The sequence below is a fragment of the Modestobacter sp. Leaf380 genome (assembly GCF_001424485.1).
Taxonomy (GTDB): domain Bacteria; phylum Actinomycetota; class Actinomycetes; order Mycobacteriales; family Geodermatophilaceae; genus Klenkia.
Genome location: NZ_LMQC01000024.1, coordinates 1 through 17,862 on the forward strand (window position 1 = coordinate 1; position 17,862 = coordinate 17,862).

Consider the following 17,862-nt stretch of genomic DNA (forward strand, 5'->3'; position numbering starts at 1 on the left):
CGGGCCGGGAGATCCCTGCGCAGGGCGGCGTTAGCGTGGGACACGAGGGCCTCCGGTCTGTGAAGCGGTTCCTAGACAGCTCCACTTCACACCGGAGGCCCTCCCCGTCTCAACGACAGGCCCCGATCACCTCAGCTCGGGACAACGTCCCTGGACATCACAGCTAGACGGTGATCCGGCCCTCGAGGGCGGCCAGGCCGATGTCGGTGCGCCAGTGCGCGTCGGCCAGCGCGACGCCGGCGACCCGCTCGTAGGCCACCCGGCGGGCGTCGGCCAGGTCGCTGCCCACCGCGGTCACCGCCAGCACCCGGCCACCGGCGGAGTGCACGCTGCCGTCGGCGGCGACCCGGGTGCCGGCGTGCAGCACGCCCTCGCCCTCGGCCCCGGTGACGACGTCGCCCGTGCGCGGCGCCTCGGGGTAGCCGGGCGCGGCGACGACGACGGTCACCGCGGCCCCCTCGGCCCACTCCAGCGGCGGGTGCGCCGCCAGGGTCCCGGTGGCCGCGGCCTGCAGCAGGCCGGCCAGCGGGGTGCGCAGCAGGGGGAGCACGACCTGGGTCTCCGGGTCGCCGAAGCGGGCGTTGAACTCCACCACGCGCACCCCGCGGGAGGTCAGCGCCAGCCCGGCGTAGAGCAGGCCGCTGAAGGGCTCGCCGCGGCGGGCCATCTCGTCGACGGTGGGCTGCAGCACGGTGGCCAGCACCTCCTCGACCAGACCGGCCGGCGCCCACGGCAGCGGGGCGTAGGCCCCCATGCCGCCGGTGTTGGGGCCGCCGTCGCCGTCGTCGCGGCGCTTGTGGTCCTGCGCGGGCAGCAGTGGCAGCACGGTGGTGCCGTCGGTGACGGCGAACAGCGACACCTCGGGGCCGTCCAGGAACTCCTCGACCAGCACCGAGTGCCCACCCGCCAGCACGGCGAGGCCGTGGGCCAGGGCGGCGTCCCGGTCGGGGGTGACCAGCACGCCCTTGCCGGCGGCCAGGCCGTCGTCCTTGACCACGTAGGGGGCGCCCGGGGCGTTGACCGCGGCGACCTCGTCCAGCGCGGTGTGCAGCTCGGCCTCGCCGCCGATGGCCCAGGCCCGGGCGGTGGGGACGCCGGCGGCGTCCATCACGTGCTTGGCGAAGGCCTTGGAGCCCTCGATCTGCGCGGCCTGGGCGGAGGGCCCGAAGCAGGCGATCCCGGCCTCCCGGACGGCGTCGGCGACCCCGGCGACCAGCGGCACCTCCGGTCCGACGACGACCAGGTCCGCGGCCCACTGCGTGGCCAGGGCGGCCACGCCCACCGGGTCGGTGGCCTGCACCGGCAGCGCCTCGGCGAGCGCGACGGTGCCGGCGTTGCCGGGGGCGCAGGCCAGCGCGGTGACCGCGGGGTCGTCGTGGAGGGCCACGCACAGGGCGTGCTCCCGGGCACCGGAGCCGATCACGAGCACGCGCATGGTGGGGCACGCTACCGGGACGGCCGTCGCCGCAGCTCCCGCGCCCGTGCGCGCAGTCGCCCGTGCTCCAGCGCGCGGGCCTTCGCGTCGGCCCGCAGCTCCTGGCGGTGCGCCTGGGCCTGCAGCGTGCGCCAGGCGGTGTAGCGCGCCGGGTCCAGCGTGCCGTCGCTGATGCCGGCGGCGACCGCACAGCCGGGCTCGGTGCGGTGCGCGCAGTCCCGGAACCGGCAGCCGGCGGCCAGCGCGGTGACGTCGGCGTAGGCGGCGCCCAGCCCCGCGTCGTCGTGCAGTGCCAGCTCGCGCATGCCGGGGGTGTCCACCAGCAGGGCGCCGCCGGGCAGCCGGTGCAGCTGGCGCGCGGTGGTGGTGTGCCGGCCCCGGCCGTCCTCCCGGGTGCCCGCGGTGGTGGCGACCAGCTCCCCCGCCAACGCGTTGGCCAGGCTGGACTTGCCGACGCCGGACGGGCCGACCAGCGCGGCGGTCGTCCCCGGGGTGAGCAGGGCGCCGAGGGCGTCCAGGCCCGCACCGGTCACGGCGCTCACCGCCAGCACCTCGACGCCGACCGCGTCCTCGGCGACCGTCGCGACCCCCACCCCGACCTCTGCGCACAGGTCGGCCTTGGTGAGGACGACGACCGGGCGCGCACCGCTGGACCAGGCGACCGCCAGGTACCGCTCGACCCGCCGCAGCCGGGCCGCCCCGGTCAGGGAGTCCACGACCAGCACCAGGTCCAGGTTGGCCGCCACCACCTGGGCGTCCGAGCCGCGGCCGGCGACGGTGCGGGTGAAGGCCGAGGTCCGCGGCAGGACGGCGACCGCCCGGCCCTCGCCGACGGCGACCCAGTCACCGACCGCGACCGGACCCACCGCCCGTCCGGTGGGCAGGCGGGACTCCACGGCGCCGTCGTCCACGGTGAGCAGGCCGCGGTCGACGCGGGTGACCCGTGCCGGGCGCGTGCCGCCCGGCAGGCCGGTCGCGCGGTCCGCCGTCCAGCCCAGCGCTGCGAGGTCCTCCACGGCGGCGATGCTGCCCGCGGCCCAGCCGGCTGTCGCCCTGTTTTCAGGTGGTTGCCAGCCGGCGTTGGCCCGGGCGACACCCGGGCACGGTGTCCTGGGAGTCATGCGTGAGACCGGCCTGCGGGCCGTCCCTGCCCCGCCGCGGACCGTGCCGCGCCGGCACCCGGTGGTCGTCGGCCACCGCGGGGCGCCGGCCCACCGCCCCGAGCACACCTGGTCGGGCTACTCCCTCGCCCTGGACCTGGGCGCCGAGCTGATCGAGCCCGACGTCGTGGTCAGCCGGGACGGCGCCCTCGTCGTCCGGCACGAGAACGAGCTGTCGCTGTCCACCGACGTCGCCGCGCACCCGGGGTTCGCCGACCGGCGGCGCACCCAGGACGTGGCGGGTGAGGTCTACACGGGCTGGTTCGCCGAGGACTTCACCCTCGCCGAGCTGCGCACCCTGCGCGCCGTCGAGCGCTGGCCGCAGCTGCGCCCGGGCAACACCCGCTTCGACCGCACCGAGCCGGTGCTCACCCTGGCCGAGGTGGTCGCGCTGGCGACCTCCCGCGGCGCCCGGGTGCAGGCCGAGCTGAAGAACCCGACCTGGTCGGCGGCCCAGGGCCTGCCGATGGTCGAGCTGGTCGTCGCCGAGCTGCGCGCACTGGGCGCCACCGGCCCGGACTCCCCCGTCGTCCTGCAGAGCTTCGACGTCGAGGGCGTGCAGGCCCTGCGCGCGGCCCTCGGCGCCACCTCGCCACCGCTGGTCCAGCTCGTCGACGGCGGGGCGGTGCACGACCACCTCGTCACCCCCGCGGGGCTGCGCGGCATCAGCACCTACGCCGACGGGATCGGGCCGGCCAAGAGCCGCATCCTGACCCTCGATGACACCGGTGCGCTGACCGGCGTCACCGACCTGGTCGCCCAGGCGCACCGCGCCGGCCTCACCGTCACGCCCTGGACGGTGCGCGCGGAGAACCGGTTCCTGCCCGTGCACCTGCGCCGCGGCACCGACCCCGGCGCGCGCGGCGACGTCGGCGCCGAGACCCGGCTGCTGCTGGCCCTGGGCGTCGACGGGGTCATCACCGACAGCCCGGAGGTCGCCGTCCGGGAGCGCGCCGAGCTGGCCGCCCCCGCCCTGGCCCCGGTACGCCCCCGCGCCTGACGCACCGCACCGCACCCGCTGCCGCTGCCGCTGCCGCTGCCGCCCGAGCGTGGATCAGGGGCGTTCACCAGAGTCCGTCCTCCCACACCACGTGTCGTGTGGGAGGACGGACTCCGATCAGGTCCCCTGATCCACGGTCGGCGGAGGCCTCAGTCGAGCAGGTCGTGGATCAGCACGTTCTCGTCGCGGCCGGGGCCGACGCCGATCACGCTGATCCGGGCGCCCGAGAGCTCCTCCAGCCGCTTGACGTAGGCCTGCGCGTTGGCGGGCAGCTCGTCGAAGGTGCGGCAGTGCGTGATGTCCTCGAACCAGCCCGGCATCTCCTCGTACACCGGCTTGGCGTGGTGGAAGTCGGTCTGGGTCATCGGCATCTCGTCGTGCCGGACCCCGTCGACCTCGTAGGCCACGCAGATCGGCACCGTCTCCAGGCCCGACAGCACGTCGAGCTTGGTGAGGAAGTAGTCGGTGATGCCGTTGACCCGGCTGGCGTACCGGGCGATGACGACGTCGAACCAGCCGCAGCGGCGGTCCCGCCCGGTGGTCACGCCGACCTCGCCGCCCTGCTTGCGCAGGTACTCGCCGTTGCTGTCGAAGAGCTCCGTCGGGAACGGGCCGGAGCCGACACGGGTCGTGTAGGCCTTGAGGATGCCCACCACGCGCTCGATCCGGGTGGGCCCGATGCCCGAGCCCGCCGAGGCGCCACCGGCGGTCGGCGAGGACGACGTCACGAACGGGTAGGTGCCGTGGTCGACGTCGAGCAGGGTGCCCTGCGAGCCCTCCAGCAGCACCCACTCGTCGCGGTCCAGGGCGTTGCCCAGCAGCAGGCGGGTGTCGGTGATCCGGTGCTTGAGCACCTCGGCGTAGCCCGCGTACTCCTCGACGACCTCGTCGACGTCGATGGCCTTGCGGTTGTAGACCTTGACCAGGATCTGGTTCTTCTCCCGGAGCACGGCCTCGAGCTTGTCCCGCAGGATGCCCAGGTCGAGCAGGTCCTGCGCGCGGATGCCCACCCGGGCGACCTTGTCGCCGTAGCAGGGGCCGATCCCGCGACCGGTCGTGCCGATCTTGGACTTGCCCAGGAACCGCTCGGTGACCCGGTCCAGGGCCCGGTGGTGCGGCATGATCAGGTGCGCGTCACTGGAGATGACCAGCCGCGAGGTGTCCACCCCGCGCTCCTCCAGCCCGGCCAGCTCCCCGATCAGGACCTGCGGGTCGACGACGACGCCGTTGCCGATGACGGGCGTGCAGCCCGGCGTCAGGATCCCCGAGGGGATCAGGTGCAGGGCGTACTTCTCGCCGTCCGGGGTGATCACGGTGTGCCCGGCGTTGTTGCCGCCCTGGTAGCGCACGACGTAGGGGACGCGGCCACCGAGGATGTCGGTCGCCTTGCCCTTGCCCTCGTCGCCCCACTGGGCACCGATCAGCACGACAGCCGGCATCGGGTGGATCTCCTTCTCGCTGCGGTACCGGAGGCTCCCGGCTGGCAGGTGGCAGGGTATCGCTGTGCCCGTCGTCCCGTTCGACCTGCGCGGTCTGGCCCCCGGTCAGGGCCCCTCGCGCCGACACGTCGCCTCCGTCGTCGACGCGGTGACCGGCCCCGATGCCGTCGTCGCCGTCCGGGGCCCGGTGCAGGCACTGGCCGCGGTGCTGGCCCGGCTGTGGAAGACCGACCGGCTGCCCGACGTCCCCGTGGCCTGGGAGCCCGTCGACGACGCCGACTGCCGCGGACTGGCCCGGGACCTGCAGCTGGGCACCGGCACGACCCGGGAGCTGTCGCTGGTCCGCGACGACCACGGCGGGGTGCTGCTGCACCACGGCCGGATCGAGGCCGCCGGGGAGCCGCGCCGCGCGCTGGCCCGCCGGTTCGGCGCCCAGGCCCACCACGACGACGCCCGGGTCGCCGACGGCAGCATCACCCGGATCGAGGTCCGGCCACGCTGGGACGCCGTGGACAGCCTGTCGGTCGCCGTCCTCACCGTGCCGCTGCGCCGCCCGGGCCGCACGACCGGGCGGGCCCTGCAGGTGGCCTGCGACCCCGCCCGGGTGGTCCGGGACGGCGTTCCGCTGGAGCGCGACGTCGTCCGGTGGACCTGGTACGCCGACGACCGGGTGCGGTGGCGGCTCCAGCCCTGACCGGGTCTCAGCGGCCGGTCTCGGCCTCCGGGACGAGCACCGGCGCGAGCGGGGCCGCGTGCTCGGCGCCGGCCGCCCGCAACGCCGCCCGCCCGGGGCCCGCGGCGAGCACCATCAGCACCAGGCCGAGCCCGGCCAGCACCAGGACCGGCACCCCGCCGCGCAGCGCGTCCCCGCTGACCAGCGCCAGCACCGTCGGGACGACGAAGCCCGCGTACACCGGCAGGTAGAACGCCGACAGCAGCGCTCCGCGGCGGTCCGGGGGCGCGACCCGGTCGCAGACGGCGACACCCGACGTCATGCCCAGGCCCTCGCCCAGCCCGATCAGCAGGCAGGCCGGCAGCACCCACGGCCATCCCCCGGGCTGCACCGCCAGGTACCCCAGCCCGCAGCCCAGCGCCGCCAGCAGCGCGGCGAGCGGCCCGGCCCGCACCGGGCCCAGCCGGGTGGCCAGCGGCGTCACCAGGGCGGCACTGCCCTGCACCAGCAGCGCCGAGACGCCCACGAGCGCGAACACCGCCCCGAAGCCGGCGTCGGCCACCAGCAGCGGGAAGACCGTCAGCGACAGGACCGCGTAGGTGTAGACGGTCAGCCCGACCGGCACCAGGTACGCCCAGTAGGCCCGCCGGGCCACCCGCGGCACCCCGAGCGCCAACCGGCCCGGACGACGCTCCAGCACCGTCTCCGGCACCCCGCGCAGGCCCAGCAACCCGACCAGCAGCAGCACCGCCGCAGGGGTCAGCGCGACCAGCTGCGGCGCAGGCCCCCACTGCACCAGCAGACCGGCGACCAGCGGCCCCGCGGCGAACCCGGTCGCCATCGCCGCACTGGCCACCGCGGCGGCACCGCGGACCCGGCGGGCGGCGTCCGGACCGTCACCGGCGGACAGCTCCCGCAACCACACCGTGCCCACGGTGAACACCGCGCCGCTGGCCAGGCCCTGCGCGACCCGGCCCACGACCAGCAGCGGCACCCCACCGACGTCGGCGCTGATCAGCACCAGCGTGCACAGCAGCGCCGCCAGCACCCCGCCGACGACGACCCGCCGCCGGCCGTCGCGGTCCGACAGCGGACCGGCCAGCAGCAGCGAGGGCACCAGCCCCGCGGCGTAGGCGGCGAAGAACAGGGTCAGGGTGAGCGCGCCGAGGTCGAGCTCGTCGGCGTAGCGCAGCAGCAACGGGGACGGCGCCTGGGTGCTCACCGCCGTGGCGAAGAGGGCGAGGAGCAACCGGCGACGCTGCCGGGAGGGGGCCATCTGCGCACCGTAGGGGCTCGGCACGCGGGGGGCCCTCGCCGACGGGGCCGGACGGGGTGGAGACTGGGCCGCACCGCCCGCGCCGAGGAGGACCCCGCTGCCCTCGCCCGAACGCACCCCCGGTCCTCCCCCAGCCCCGGGGACGCACCGGTGAGCGTCGAGTCGCCGCCCTTCGGGCCCCGGTCGGCCCCCGCCCGGCGCTCACCGGGACGACGCCTGCTGGACCGCGCCCTCGCCCGGCCCAGCCTGGCCTCGCTGATCGCCACCGTCGCCGTCTCGGTCTTCTTCGCCGTGCAGGCACCGTCGCTGGTGAGCACCGAGGGCCTGGCCACGGTGCTCGACGTCGGCGCCCTGCTGGGGATCGGCGGGGTCGCGGTGGCGATGCTGCTCATCGCCGGGCAGATCGACCTGACGGTGGGCGTCGTCGGGGTGGGCAGCAGCCTGGTCGCCGCGCTCCTGGTGCAGGCCGGCTGGGGGCTCTGGCCCGCCCTGGCGGTCTCGCTCCTGTCCGCACTGCTCGTCGGGCTGGTCAACGGGGTGCTCGTGGTCAGCACCGGCCTGCCCAGCTTCCTGGTCACCCTGGCCACGTTCCTGGTGCTCCAGGGCACCGCGCTCGCCGTCACCGACGCCGTCGCCGGCCGGGCCAGCGTCGGCGGGCTGTCCGCAGCCCCGGACTGGGCGTCGGTGAAGGCCGTCTTCGGGGCCACCCTGGAGGTCGGGGACGGGGTCTTCCGGGTGTCCCTGCTGTGGTGGGTCGGCGTCACCGCGCTGGCCAGCTGGGTGCTGTGGCGGACCCGCTTCGGCAGCGCCGTCATGGGCGTCGGCGGCGCCCCGCGGCCGGCCCGGGAGCTCGGCGTCCCGGTCACCCGGACGACGGTCGTGCTCTTCCTGGTCACCGCCGCGGCCGGCTGGCTCATCGGCACCCTCGGGCTGGTCCGGTTCAGCGGCGTGATGGTCGACCCCACGCTGGGCAACGAGATCGAGTTCCTCGTCGTCGCGGTCATCGGCGGGTGCCTGCTGTCCGGCGGCTACGGCTCGGCAGTCGGTGCCGCGTTGGGCGCGCTGCTCTACGCGGTGGCCCGCGAGGGCATCGTGCTCGCCGGCTGGGACCCCCGCTGGTTCCAGGCGTTCCTGGGCGTCCTGCTGCTGCTGGCCCTGCTGGCCAACGGCGTGGTCCGGCGACGGCTGCTGGCGGTGCCCCGGTCGTGAGCCAGCCCCCGCTCCCGTTCGCGGAGTTCCCCGACGAGCGCCCGGCCCACGACGCCGTCACCGGCGACCCGACCGCGCCCCCCGCGGGCACCCCGGTGCTGGAGCTGCGGGCGCTGACCCGGCGCTTCGGCAGCGTCGCCGCCCTCAACCGGGTGTCGGCGTCCCTGCGGGCCGGCGAGGTCACCTGCGTGCTCGGCGAGAACGGGGCCGGCAAGTCCACCCTGGTCGCCGTCCTCGCCGGGGTGCAGCGCCACGACGAGGGCGAGCTGCTGCTCGACGGCTCCCCGGTGCGTCTCCGCTCCCCCGCCCAGGCCCGCTCCCGCGGCATCGCCACCGTCTGGCAGGACCTCGCCGTCGCCCCGCTGATGAGCGTGTGGCGCAACTTCTTCCTGGGCTGCGAGCCGACCCGCGGGGTCTGGCCGCTGCGCCGGCTGGACCGCGAGGGCGCCCGGGAGACCACCGTGCGCGCCATGGCCCGGGTCGGCGTCGTCGGGATCGACCCCGACCAGCCCGCCAGCGCCCTGGCCGTCGGTGAGCGGCACAGCCTGGCCATCGCCCGCGCCCTGCACTTCGGCGCCCGGGTGCTGGTGGTCGACGAGTCCTCCGCACCGCTGACGGTGTCCCAGCACGCGCTGGTGCTGTCCTCGGTCAGCGCCGCCCGCGACCAGGGCCTCGCCGTCGTGCTGGTCACCCACAACACCCAGTACGCGCACCTGGTCGGCGACCGTTTCCTGCTGCTGGCCGGCGGTGCCGTCGCCGGCAACCTCACCCGCGACGACGTCGACGTCGACGACCTCACCCGCCTCGTCTCCGGCGGCGGCGACCTCGCCGTCCTCACCGAGACCCTCCGCGCCGCCCACCCCGACCTCCGCCGCTGACCCGGCCGGCCGGCGCCGTCGCCTGACGCCCATCCGGTCACCCAGGAGGGACCCGGTCACCGTGTGCGGTGACCGGGTCCCTGCCAGGTGACCGGCTGGAGGCGGGGCGAGCTGTCTACGGGGCGAGGGTGGGGTCGCAGTCGCGGAGGAGCTCGGTGAGGCGCTGGGTCTCGGCGGTCTCGCCGATGGCCTCGCTGGCCTTGGCCAGCTCGGTCACGCAGCGCAGGAAGCCCTGGTTGGGCTCGTGGCGCCACGGGACGGGGCCGTAGCCCTTCCAGCCGTTGCGGCGCAGGGCGTCGAGGCCGCGGTGGTAGCCGGTGCGGGCGTAGGCGTAGGCCTCGATGGTGCGACCGCCGGCGAGGGCCTCCTCAGCGAGGGCGGCCCAGGCTGCGCTGACCGTGGGGTTCGCCGCGGCGACCTCGGCGGCGGGGGTGCCGGCGGCCAGGGCCGCGGTCGCCTCGGGGGTCTCGGGCAGCAGGGTCTCCGGGGGCGGACCGAGCAGGTCCCGGTGGCCGTGGGTCATCCCTGGGACTTCCCGGCCGACAGCAGGTCCTCGCAGGCGACCTGGATGCGGGCGGCCATGCCGATCTCGGCGGCCTTCATGTAGGTGCGCGGGTCGTAGACCTTCTTGTTGCCGACCTCGCCGTCGACCTTCAGCACGCCGTCGTAGTTGCTGAGCATGTGGCCGGCGATCTGGCGGGTGAAGGCGTACTGGGTGTCGGTGTCGACGTTCATCTTCACCACGCCGTAGCTCAGCGCCTCGCGGATCTCCTCCTGCGAGGACCCCGAGCCACCGTGGAAGACCAGGTTGAACGGCTTGCTGCCGGCCTCCAGGCCCAGCTCGGCGACGACGACGTCCTGGCCCTCCTTGAGGATCTCCGGGCGCAGCTGCACGTTGCCCGGCTTGTAGACCCCGTGGACGTTGCCGAAGGTGGCGGCCAGCAGGTAGACGCCCTTCTCACCCAGGCCCAGGGTCTTCGCGGTCTGCACGAAGTCACCGGGGGCGGTGTAGAGCTTGTCGTTGATGTCGTGGGAGACGCCGTCCTCCTCGCCACCGACGACGCCGATCTCGATCTCCAGCACGATCTTCGCCGCGGAGGTCTTGGCGATGAGCTCCTCGGCGATGGACAGGTTCTCGTCCAGGTCGATCGCCGAGCCGTCCCACATGTGCGACTGGAACAGCGGGTCCTGCCCGCGGTCCACGCGCTCCTGGGACAGCGCGATGAGCGGCCGGACGTAGGTGTCCAGCTTCTCCTTCTGGCAGTGGTCGGTGTGCAGCGCGACCTGCACCGGGTACTGCTTCGCGACCACGTGGGCGTACTCCGCGAGCGCGCTGGCGCCCACGACCATGTCCTTCACCCGGGTGCCGGAGATGAACTCCGCGCCGCCGGTGGAGAACTGGATGATCCCGTCGCTGCCGGCGTCGGCGAACCCGCGCAGCGCGGCGTTGACCGTCTCCGAGGAGGTGCAGTTGATGGCCGGGTAGGCGAATCCGCCCTCCTTCGCCCGGCTGATCATGTCGGCGTAGACCTCGGGGGTCGCGATGGGCACGGTGACGCTCCGATCGAAGAGAGGACGAGCTGCTCAGCCCCAGTATCCCGCCCGGGGTGAGGACGACGACAGCGGGCGACCGCCCGGGTGGACCCGGACCGGGCGCCCTCAGCCCCGCTCGGCGCGGCTGACCACCCGCGCGGCGACCGCGACGGCGTCGTAGGTCGGGGAGAAGGGCGGCGCGTAGGACAGGTCGGAGCCGGCCAGCTCGTCGGCGGTCAGGCCGGCCCAGACGGCGGTGGCGATGACGTCGATGCGCTTGCCGGCGCCCAGCCCGCCCACGACCTGGCCGCCCAGCAGCCGCCCGGACGCGGCCTCGGTGACCAGCTTGACGGCGATCTCCTCGGCTCCGGGGTAGTAGCCGGCCCGGGTGGTGGCCTCCACGACGTCGCTGCGGAAGTCGAACCCGGCGGCCTCGGCCTGCGTGGTGCACAGGCCGGTGCGGCCGATCTCCAGCGGACCGACCTTGGTGATCGCGGTGCCCAGCACCCCGGCGAACCGGGCCGGGCGGCCGGCGATGACGGAGCCCGCGACCCGGCCCTGCTTGTTGGCGTGGGTGCCCAGCGCGACGTGGACCGGCTCGCCGGTGATCCGGTGGTGGGTCTGCACGCAGTCCCCGGCGGCGAACACGTCGGGGTGGGTGCGGCTGCGCATGGTGGCGTCGACGTCGATCCCGCCGGTGACGCCGATGCCGAGCCCGGCGGCCTCGGCCAGCCGCGCCTCGGGGCCCATGCCCAGGCCCAGCACGACGATGTCGGCGTCGTGGGTGCCCTCGTCGGTGCGCACGCCGCAGGCGCGCCCGTCCGGGCCGGTCAGCACCTCGCGGACGGCCTGGTCGGTGTGCACCGTCAGGCCCATCGCGCGCATGCCGGCGCACACCCGCTCGCCCATGTCGGCGTCGAGCAGGCCCATCGGCAGCGGGTCGGCCAGCACGACGCTGACGTCCAGGCCGCGGGCCTGCAGCACCTCGGCCATCTCCAGGCCGATGTAGCCCCCGCCCATGACCACGGCCTTCGGCGTCCGGTCGGTGGGGAGGTCGTCGAGGGCGGCGCGGATCGCCTGGCCGTCGTCGAGGCGGTGGACGCCGTACACCCCGGGGGCGTCCAGGCCGGGGATCGGCGGGCGGGTGGGCCGCCCTCCGGTGGCGATCAGCAGCGTGTCGTAGTCGAAGGTCCGGCCGTCGGCGGCGGTGACCCGGTGGGCCTCGAGGTCGATCGCCTCGGCCCGGGTGCCGGTGTGCACGGTGATCCCGCGCTGCTCGTGCTCGGCGGGGGTGCGGGCCACCAGGTCCGACCGGGCCCCCACCAGGCCACCGATCCAGTAGGGGATGCCGCAGGCGGAGAACGAGGTGTCCTGCCCCTGCTCGAGGACGACGACGTCGAGGGAGTCCGCGTCCCGGATCCGCCGCGCCTGGGCCGCGGCCGACATGCCGCCCGCGTCACCCCCGATGACCACCAGTCGTGCGCGCCCCGTCATGGGGCCAGCGTCCCAGGTCAGCGCAGCGAGGCGGCGCCCGCCAGGTCCGACACCGACGCCGGGCCCGTCGAGGGGCGGAACACCTTGCCCGGGTTGAGCAGCCCCTGCGGGTCCAGGGCGGCCTTCACGGCCTGGTGCACCGACAGCGACACCGGGCCGATCTCGCGTTCGAGCCACTCGGTCTTGAGGTTCCCGACGCCGTGCTCTCCGGTGATGGTCCCGCCCAGGGCCAGCCCCAGCTCCAGGACGTCGTCGAAGGCGACGAAGGCCCGGGTGCGCTGGTCGTCGTCGGTGGGGTCGAAGACGACGGTCGGGTGCATGTTGCCGTCCCCGGCGTGGCCGACGACGCCGATGACCAGGCCCCGCCGGCGGGCGATGGTGTCGCAGCCGTCCAGGAACGCGGCGATCCGGGAGCGGGGCACGGCGACGTCGTCGATGAGCGTGGTGCCCAGCCGCTCCAGGGCGGGCAGCGCCATCCGCCGGGCGGTGAGCAGCAGGTCGCCCTCGGCCGGGTCGTCGGTGACGTGCACCAGGTCCGCGCCGGCGTCCCGGCAGAGCTGGGCGAGCACCTCCATCTCGGCGACGGCGGCCGCTCCCCCGGCGTCGGACTGGGCCACGAGCAGGGCGTGGGCGTCCCGGTCCAGGTCGGCCTTGAGCATGTCGTCGACGGCGCGGATGCAGGTCCGGTCCATGACCTCCATCAGGCTGGGGACGACGCCGCAACCCACCGCGGCCTCGACGACCTGGCCGGTCTGGGCGGTGGTGGAGAACGTGGCGACCAGGGTGACGGGCACCTGCGGGGCCGGCCGCAGCGACAGCGTCGCCTCGGTGATGACGCCGAGCGTGCCCTCCGAGCCGACGAACAGGCGGGCCAGGTCGTACCCGGCCACGCCCTTGACGGTGCGCCGACCGGTGCGCAGCACCCGGCCGTCGACGAGGACGACCTCCAGGCCCAGCACGTAGTCGGTGGTCACGCCGTACTTGACGCAGCACAGGCCACCGGAGTTGTTGGCCAGGTTGCCGCCGATCGTGCACCAGTCGTAGCTGCTGGGGTCCGGGGGGTAGAACAGCCCGTCACCGGCGACGGCGTCCCGCAGTGCCTTGTTCACCACGCCGGGCTGCACGACGGCCAGCCGGTCGGCGGTGGACACCTCGAGGACGGCGTCCATCCGGGTGAGCACCAGGGTGATCGCGCCGTCGATGGCGTTCGCCGCGCCCGCGAGCCCGGACCCGGCCCCCCGGGGCACGACGGGCACGGCGTGCGCCGAGGCGATCCGCATGACCGCGGAGACGTCGGCGGTGGTCCGCGGCAGCACCACCGCGGCCGGCGTCCCGGAGGGCGCCAGCATGGCCTGGTCCCGGGCGTAGGCGGCGGTGACGTCGGGGGCGGTGAGCACGCTGTCGGCGCCCAGGGCGTCGATGAGCTCGTCGAGCCAGGGCGGGGTGGGCGCGTCCAGCGACGTCGTCGTCGCGGTGATGGCGGTCACGCTGCCACCGTACGACGCCGGGCCACGCGACGCCGGAGGGTCAGGCGAGGCCGAGGTCGGACAGCTCGAAGGCGGCCAGGTAGGTGTAGCCGGCGGCCTCGACGGCGGCGCGGGCCCCGCGGTCCACGACGACGGCGACGCCGACCACCTCGGCCCCGGCCTCGGTCAGCGCCTCGGCTGCGGTGAGCGGGCTGCCACCCGTCGTCGACACGTCCTCCACCACGAGCACCGTCCGGCCGGCGACGTCGGGGCCCTCGACCCGGCGCTGCATGCCGTGCGCCTTGCCCTGCTTGCGGACCACGCAGGCGTCCAGGAAGCCGACGCCGTCACTGGCCGCGTGCAGCATCGCGGTGGCCACCGGGTCGGCGCCCAGGGTCAACCCCCCGACGACGTCGTAGGACAGGTCGGAGGTGAGCTGGCGCATGACGCGCCCGACGAGGGGTGCGCCCTCGTGGTGCAGCGTCAGCCGGCGCATGTCGATGTACCAGTCGGCCTCGCGCCCGGAGGACAGCGTCACCTTCCCGTGCACCACGGCCAGATCGGTGATGAGCTCCTGCAGGCGGGTCCGGTCGGGGTGGTGCGCTGCCGTCATGCGCCCGACGGTATCGCTGGGCGATCATCGACGCCCATGACCACCTCTTCGGACCGCGTCTCCGCCGCCGCCCTCGCGATCGGCTCGGCGGTGGTGGGCGGTCTGGCCACCGACCCGGGCAGCCGCTGGTTCCGGCGGCTGGACAAGCCGGCGTTCTACCCACCGCCGCAGGCCTTCGGGATCGTGTGGAGCGCGCTGTACACGGGCATCGCCTGGGCCGGCGGTGAGGTGCTCAGCCGGGCCGACGCGCAGCAGCGGCACGACTTCGCCCGCGCCTACGCGGTCAACCTGGGCCTGAACACGGCCTGGACGCCGCTGTTCTTCCGGGCGCACCGGCCGTGGCTGGCCACGCTGGAGTCCGCGGCACTGACCGTGTCCACGGTCGACCTGGTCCGCCGGGCCGACCGGGTCAGCCGGCCCGCGGCGGCCGCGCTGGTGCCCTACGCGGCCTGGACGGCGTTCGCCACGGTGCTGTCGGGGGCCATCGCCCGTCGCAACTGAGGCACCGCACGCGACAGGGCCGCCGTCCCACGTGGGGACGGCGGCCCTGTCGGGTCGTGCGGGGTGCGATCAGGCAGCGGCGGGCTTGAGGACCTGGTCGAGGATGTAGACGGTGGCGTTCTCGGTCTGCACGTTGCCGCAGATGACGTTGGCGTCAGCAGCGCCGAGCAGGGTCTGGTCGGCCGAGATGGTGAAGGCCTCGTCCGAGCCGTCGATGGTCACGGTGTCGCCGAGCAGGGTGGTCTGCTCGCCGGCCAGCGCGTCGGGGGCCAGACGCGAGCCGATGACGTGGTGCTGCAGGACCGAGGTCAGCTGCGGGACGTCGGCCAGCAGGCCGTTCAGCGCGTCGGCCGGGACGGCCTCGAAGGCCGGGTTGGCCGGCGCCAGGACGGTGATGTCCTGAGCCGAGTTCAGGGTGTCGCCCAGGTTGGCGGCGGTGACGGCGGCCACGAGGGTCGACAGCACCGGGTTGCCGGAGGCGGCGGTGGCGACGGGCTGGGCGCTCATGGTGTCGAAGGAGCCCTCGCCGTCGGCGGGGACCAGGCTGCAGGCGTCGCCGAAGGGGGCGTCGGCCGAGGCCTCGGTGGTCTCCGCGGCGGAGGACTCGGTGGTCTCGGCGGCCGAGGACGACGAGGTGCCGGCGGCGTCGGTCGACGCGTCGTCGGAGCCACAGGCGGTCATCGTCAGGGCGAAGGCGGAGGTGGCGGCGATCAGGGCGCCACGGGTGAGACGGGTGCTCTTCATGGGGTGGTGCTCCTCGTACTCGTGCGACGGCGTGTCGCGGGTGGGGTGTGTCCCGGCGGGACCGGGGCGCCTCCGGCCGGGTGGCCGTTGACGAGCTTTATGGGTGTGACCAGCGTAAAGACCGCTGAAACACAGATCGGTGGTTCGTGATCAGGTCGAGACCATCCGGATGGAGTGCAACCCGGTGGCACCGTCGGGGAACGGTGCGACCCGCTCCTCGGTCTGCGTGGTGCCCTCGGTGTCGGTCGCCCGGACGGTGAACTGGTGCTGGCCGGGCGCGAGGTCCAGGGGCAGGACCCACTGGCGCCACAGGTCGGCGTTGACCTCGGGGGACAGCTGGGCCTCCACGTAGTCGGCGTCGTCGACCTTGACCTCGACCTTGGCGATCCCCCGGCCCTGCGCCCAGGCCACCCCGGCGACCGGCGTGGGGCCGGCCGGCACGTTGCGGAGGGCAGCCGGGGTGTCGATCCGGGAGAAGACCTTGATGGGGGCGTCGGTGGCCCAGTCGCGCTCGGTCCAGTAGGCGTCGACCGCGTCGTAGGTGGTGGCCTGGATCTCGGTCATCCACTTGCAGGCCGACACGTAGCCGTAGAGGCCGGGGATCAGCATCCGGACCGGGAAGCCGTGCTCCACCAGGAGCGGCTCGCCGTTCATCCCGATCGCGATGAGCGCGTCCTCAACGTTCAGGGCGCTCTCGGTCGGCGTCCCGATGGTCATGCCGTCGGAGGAGCGGCACAGCAGCTGGTTCGAGCTGGACTGCACGCCGTTCTCGCGGAGGAAGTCGCCCAGCGGGATGCCGATCCAGCGGGCGGTGCTGGACAGCCGGCCGCCCACCTCGTTGGAGACGCAGGTCAGGGTGATGTCCCGCTCGACCAGGTCGTCGCGCTCGAAGAGCTCGGCGAGGGTGAAGCTGCGCGGGCTGTCGAACATCCCCGACAGCGTCAGCGTGTACTCCGACGGGCTGATCTGCGGCACGGTGATCGCGGTGTCGACCCGGTAGAAGTCGCGGTTCTCGGTGAACAGCGGCGTCAGGTCGGGCACGTCGGCGGACATGTCCGCGCCGGCCGGCAGGGCGGGGGCCGCGCTGGAGGGCGTGGGCAGGGCCAGGTCGGACCGGGCCCCGGCGACGTCGAATCGGCGCTGCAGCAGGCGACCACCCCCACCGGTGACGACGGCGGCCCCGACGGCCACCCCGCTGGTGAGGAAGAACCCGCGCCGGTCCAGGGCGAAGCCCTTGCGGTCGGTCTTCCCGAGGACGTCGCGCAACCGGGCCACGATGGCCTCGTCGGCGTGCTGGGTGCTGCGGGTGGCGCCACCGGGCGCGCCGTCACCGCTGGAGGGGGTGTGCACCGCAGCCGGGGTCAGGGGCGCGATGAGGTAGAGCAGGGCGACGGCGCCGACCAGGGCGCCCACCAGGGAGGGCAGCCCGTCGAGCAGGCCACCGGCGGGGCGGGTCACCGCGGCGATGACGCCGATGACACCGAAGAGGCCGATGCCGATGAGGCCGAGCAGCCGGCTGCGGAGCGAGACGAGGCCGACCACCAGGGCGTAGAGGGCGATGACCACCAGCACGCCGCCGACCAGGACGATCTTGTCGTCCTCGCCGAACTGCTCGATGGCGAAGCTCTTCAGCGACTCGGGGGTCAGCGTGATGGCCGCGTTGCCCACCGCCACGACGGGGCTGGAGGCGGGACCGACGAGGCCGGCCACCAGCTCCGCGACGCCCAGGGCGACGGCAGCGGCGAGCAGACCGGCGAGTGCCGCCAGCAGGCGGCGCAGGCGACGAGCGCCGCGGGTGGGCTGCACGTCGTCGCCGGCGGCTGCGGCCGGGGACTGCTCGGTCATGGTCACGGTGGGTGTTCGGGCCCAGACGCCGATCGGTTCATCACGAACGTGTAACGACTCTGCGACCGGGCTGGGGATCGGCTGACGGTCCCCGTGCCAGGGTGGCCGGGTGACCTCTTCGGCCGCCTCGACCCCGTCCCCCGCCCCGTCCACGGCCCCGACGTCCGTGCGGGTCGCCGTCGGGCTGCTGGGCGCCGTGGCCGTCCTGCTGCTCATCAGCGCCGGCCTCACCCTGGCCGGCCGGGACACCGTCGTCGAGCAGTTCCTCACCGCCCAACCCGACCTGGCCCGCGACGAGGTCGAGCGAGCGGTGGTGCTGGGCCAGGTCCGCTACCTGCTGGTCGCGGTCGCAGCGGCGGTCGCCGCCGTGTCCCTGCTGCGGCGCCGCTCGTGGGCGCGGTGGCTGGGCGTGCTGGCCGCGGGCTTCCTCGGGCTGCTCACCCTGCTGTCGGTCGTCTCCGCCGGGGGCACGACCGTGTTCTCCCTGCTGGTGGTGGTGCTGTGCGTCGGGGCGGTGAGCAGCCTGCTCGCGCGCACGACGGCGGCCTGGGCACCCGGTCGCCGCGCGGCCGGCTGACCCCACGGACGCGGACGGC

At 74.9% G+C, this 17,862-nt stretch carries 17 protein-coding genes; 6 read left to right on the forward strand and 11 right to left on the reverse strand.

Going from position 1 to position 17,862, the window contains the following annotated elements; genetic code table 11:
* Positions 1 to 163 precede the first annotated feature (163 nt).
* Entirely contained in the window at positions 164 to 1,435 is a 1,272-nt protein-coding gene (gene purD, locus ASG41_RS21220) for a phosphoribosylamine--glycine ligase (RefSeq protein ID WP_056300334.1), read from the reverse strand.
* An 11-nt stretch (positions 1,436 to 1,446) separates the two neighbouring features.
* Positions 1,447 to 2,451, reverse strand: coding sequence for a ribosome small subunit-dependent GTPase A (gene rsgA, locus ASG41_RS21225; RefSeq protein ID WP_056300337.1), 1,005 nt, complete (start codon positions 2,449 to 2,451; stop codon positions 1,447 to 1,449).
* Positions 2,452 to 2,554: 103 nt separating this feature from the next.
* Here rsgA and ASG41_RS21230 point away from each other — a divergent pair, with 103 nt between their 5' ends.
* Positions 2,555 to 3,595, forward strand: coding sequence for a glycerophosphodiester phosphodiesterase family protein (locus ASG41_RS21230; protein WP_056300339.1), 1,041 nt, complete (start codon positions 2,555 to 2,557; stop codon positions 3,593 to 3,595).
* Between the two features lie 149 nt (positions 3,596 to 3,744).
* On the opposite strand, the gene ASG41_RS21235 is transcribed toward ASG41_RS21230, so the two are convergent.
* Positions 3,745 to 5,034 carry an adenylosuccinate synthase gene (locus ASG41_RS21235; protein ID WP_056300342.1) on the reverse strand — a complete coding sequence of 430 codons (1,290 nt, stop codon included), beginning with the start codon at positions 5,032 to 5,034 and terminating at the stop codon, positions 3,745 to 3,747.
* A 64-nt stretch (positions 5,035 to 5,098) separates the two neighbouring features.
* Between ASG41_RS21235 and ASG41_RS21240 the strand changes: the two genes are divergently transcribed.
* Positions 5,099 to 5,728 (forward strand): hypothetical protein, encoded by a 630-nt coding sequence (locus ASG41_RS21240; protein WP_056300346.1) that lies wholly within the window; start codon positions 5,099 to 5,101, stop codon positions 5,726 to 5,728.
* Between the two features lie 7 nt (positions 5,729 to 5,735).
* Here the strand turns inward: ASG41_RS21240 and ASG41_RS21245 are convergent, their stop codons facing one another.
* On the reverse strand, positions 5,736 to 6,983 hold the full coding sequence (locus ASG41_RS21245; RefSeq protein WP_157519625.1) for an MFS transporter: 1,248 nt from the start codon (positions 6,981 to 6,983) through the stop codon (positions 5,736 to 5,738).
* A gap of 150 nt (positions 6,984 to 7,133) precedes the next feature.
* Here ASG41_RS21245 and ASG41_RS21250 point away from each other — a divergent pair, with 150 nt between their 5' ends.
* Together ASG41_RS21250 and ASG41_RS21255 are read left to right on the forward strand one after the other, a co-directional pair.
* Positions 7,134 to 8,192 (forward strand): ABC transporter permease, encoded by a 1,059-nt coding sequence (locus ASG41_RS21250; protein ID WP_056300352.1) that lies wholly within the window; start codon positions 7,134 to 7,136, stop codon positions 8,190 to 8,192.
* A complete protein-coding gene (locus ASG41_RS21255; RefSeq protein WP_082557206.1) occupies positions 8,189 to 9,070 on the forward strand; it encodes an ATP-binding cassette domain-containing protein in 882 nt (293 codons plus the stop codon). Before ASG41_RS21250 ends, ASG41_RS21255 begins: the two co-directional genes overlap by 4 nt.
* 115 nt (positions 9,071 to 9,185) lie before the next feature.
* On the opposite strand, the gene ASG41_RS21260 is transcribed toward ASG41_RS21255, so the two are convergent.
* The 5 genes from ASG41_RS21260 to pyrE form a co-directional block, all read right to left on the reverse strand.
* Positions 9,186 to 9,593, reverse strand: coding sequence for a DUF3151 domain-containing protein (locus ASG41_RS21260; RefSeq protein WP_056300364.1), 408 nt, complete (start codon positions 9,591 to 9,593; stop codon positions 9,186 to 9,188).
* The gene (fbaA, locus tag ASG41_RS21265; protein ID WP_056300367.1) at positions 9,590 to 10,621 is read right to left on the reverse strand and encodes a class II fructose-bisphosphate aldolase; all 1,032 of its coding nucleotides are present in this window, start codon (positions 10,619 to 10,621) and stop codon (positions 9,590 to 9,592) included. Before fbaA ends, ASG41_RS21260 begins: the two co-directional genes overlap by 4 nt.
* 108 nt (positions 10,622 to 10,729) lie before the next feature.
* Complete coding sequence (locus ASG41_RS21270; protein ID WP_056300371.1) at positions 10,730 to 12,097, reverse strand: FAD-dependent oxidoreductase; 1,368 nt, start codon at positions 12,095 to 12,097, stop codon at positions 10,730 to 10,732.
* A gap of 17 nt (positions 12,098 to 12,114) precedes the next feature.
* On the reverse strand, positions 12,115 to 13,584 hold the full coding sequence (locus ASG41_RS21275) for an FAD-binding oxidoreductase (protein WP_082557207.1): 1,470 nt from the start codon (positions 13,582 to 13,584) through the stop codon (positions 12,115 to 12,117).
* 40 nt (positions 13,585 to 13,624) lie between these two features.
* Positions 13,625 to 14,176: an orotate phosphoribosyltransferase gene (gene pyrE, locus ASG41_RS21280; RefSeq protein WP_056300374.1), complete on the reverse strand. Its 552-nt coding sequence runs from the start codon at positions 14,174 to 14,176 to the stop codon at positions 13,625 to 13,627.
* 36 nt (positions 14,177 to 14,212) lie between these two features.
* Between pyrE and ASG41_RS21285 the strand changes: the two genes are divergently transcribed.
* Positions 14,213 to 14,677 carry a TspO/MBR family protein gene (locus tag ASG41_RS21285; protein ID WP_056300377.1) on the forward strand — a complete coding sequence of 155 codons (465 nt, stop codon included), beginning with the start codon at positions 14,213 to 14,215 and terminating at the stop codon, positions 14,675 to 14,677.
* 69 nt (positions 14,678 to 14,746) lie between these two features.
* On the opposite strand, the gene ASG41_RS21290 is transcribed toward ASG41_RS21285, so the two are convergent.
* A complete protein-coding gene (locus tag ASG41_RS21290) occupies positions 14,747 to 15,421 on the reverse strand; it encodes a fasciclin domain-containing protein (RefSeq protein WP_056300382.1) in 675 nt (224 codons plus the stop codon).
* 150 nt (positions 15,422 to 15,571) lie between these two features.
* Positions 15,572 to 17,266, reverse strand: coding sequence for a molybdopterin-dependent oxidoreductase (locus ASG41_RS21295; RefSeq protein WP_082557226.1), 1,695 nt, complete (start codon positions 17,264 to 17,266; stop codon positions 15,572 to 15,574).
* Positions 17,267 to 17,375: 109 nt separating this feature from the next.
* Between ASG41_RS21295 and ASG41_RS23840 the strand changes: the two genes are divergently transcribed.
* Positions 17,376 to 17,843, forward strand: coding sequence for a hypothetical protein (locus ASG41_RS23840; protein ID WP_157519627.1), 468 nt, complete (start codon positions 17,376 to 17,378; stop codon positions 17,841 to 17,843).
* Positions 17,844 to 17,862 lie beyond the last annotated feature (19 nt).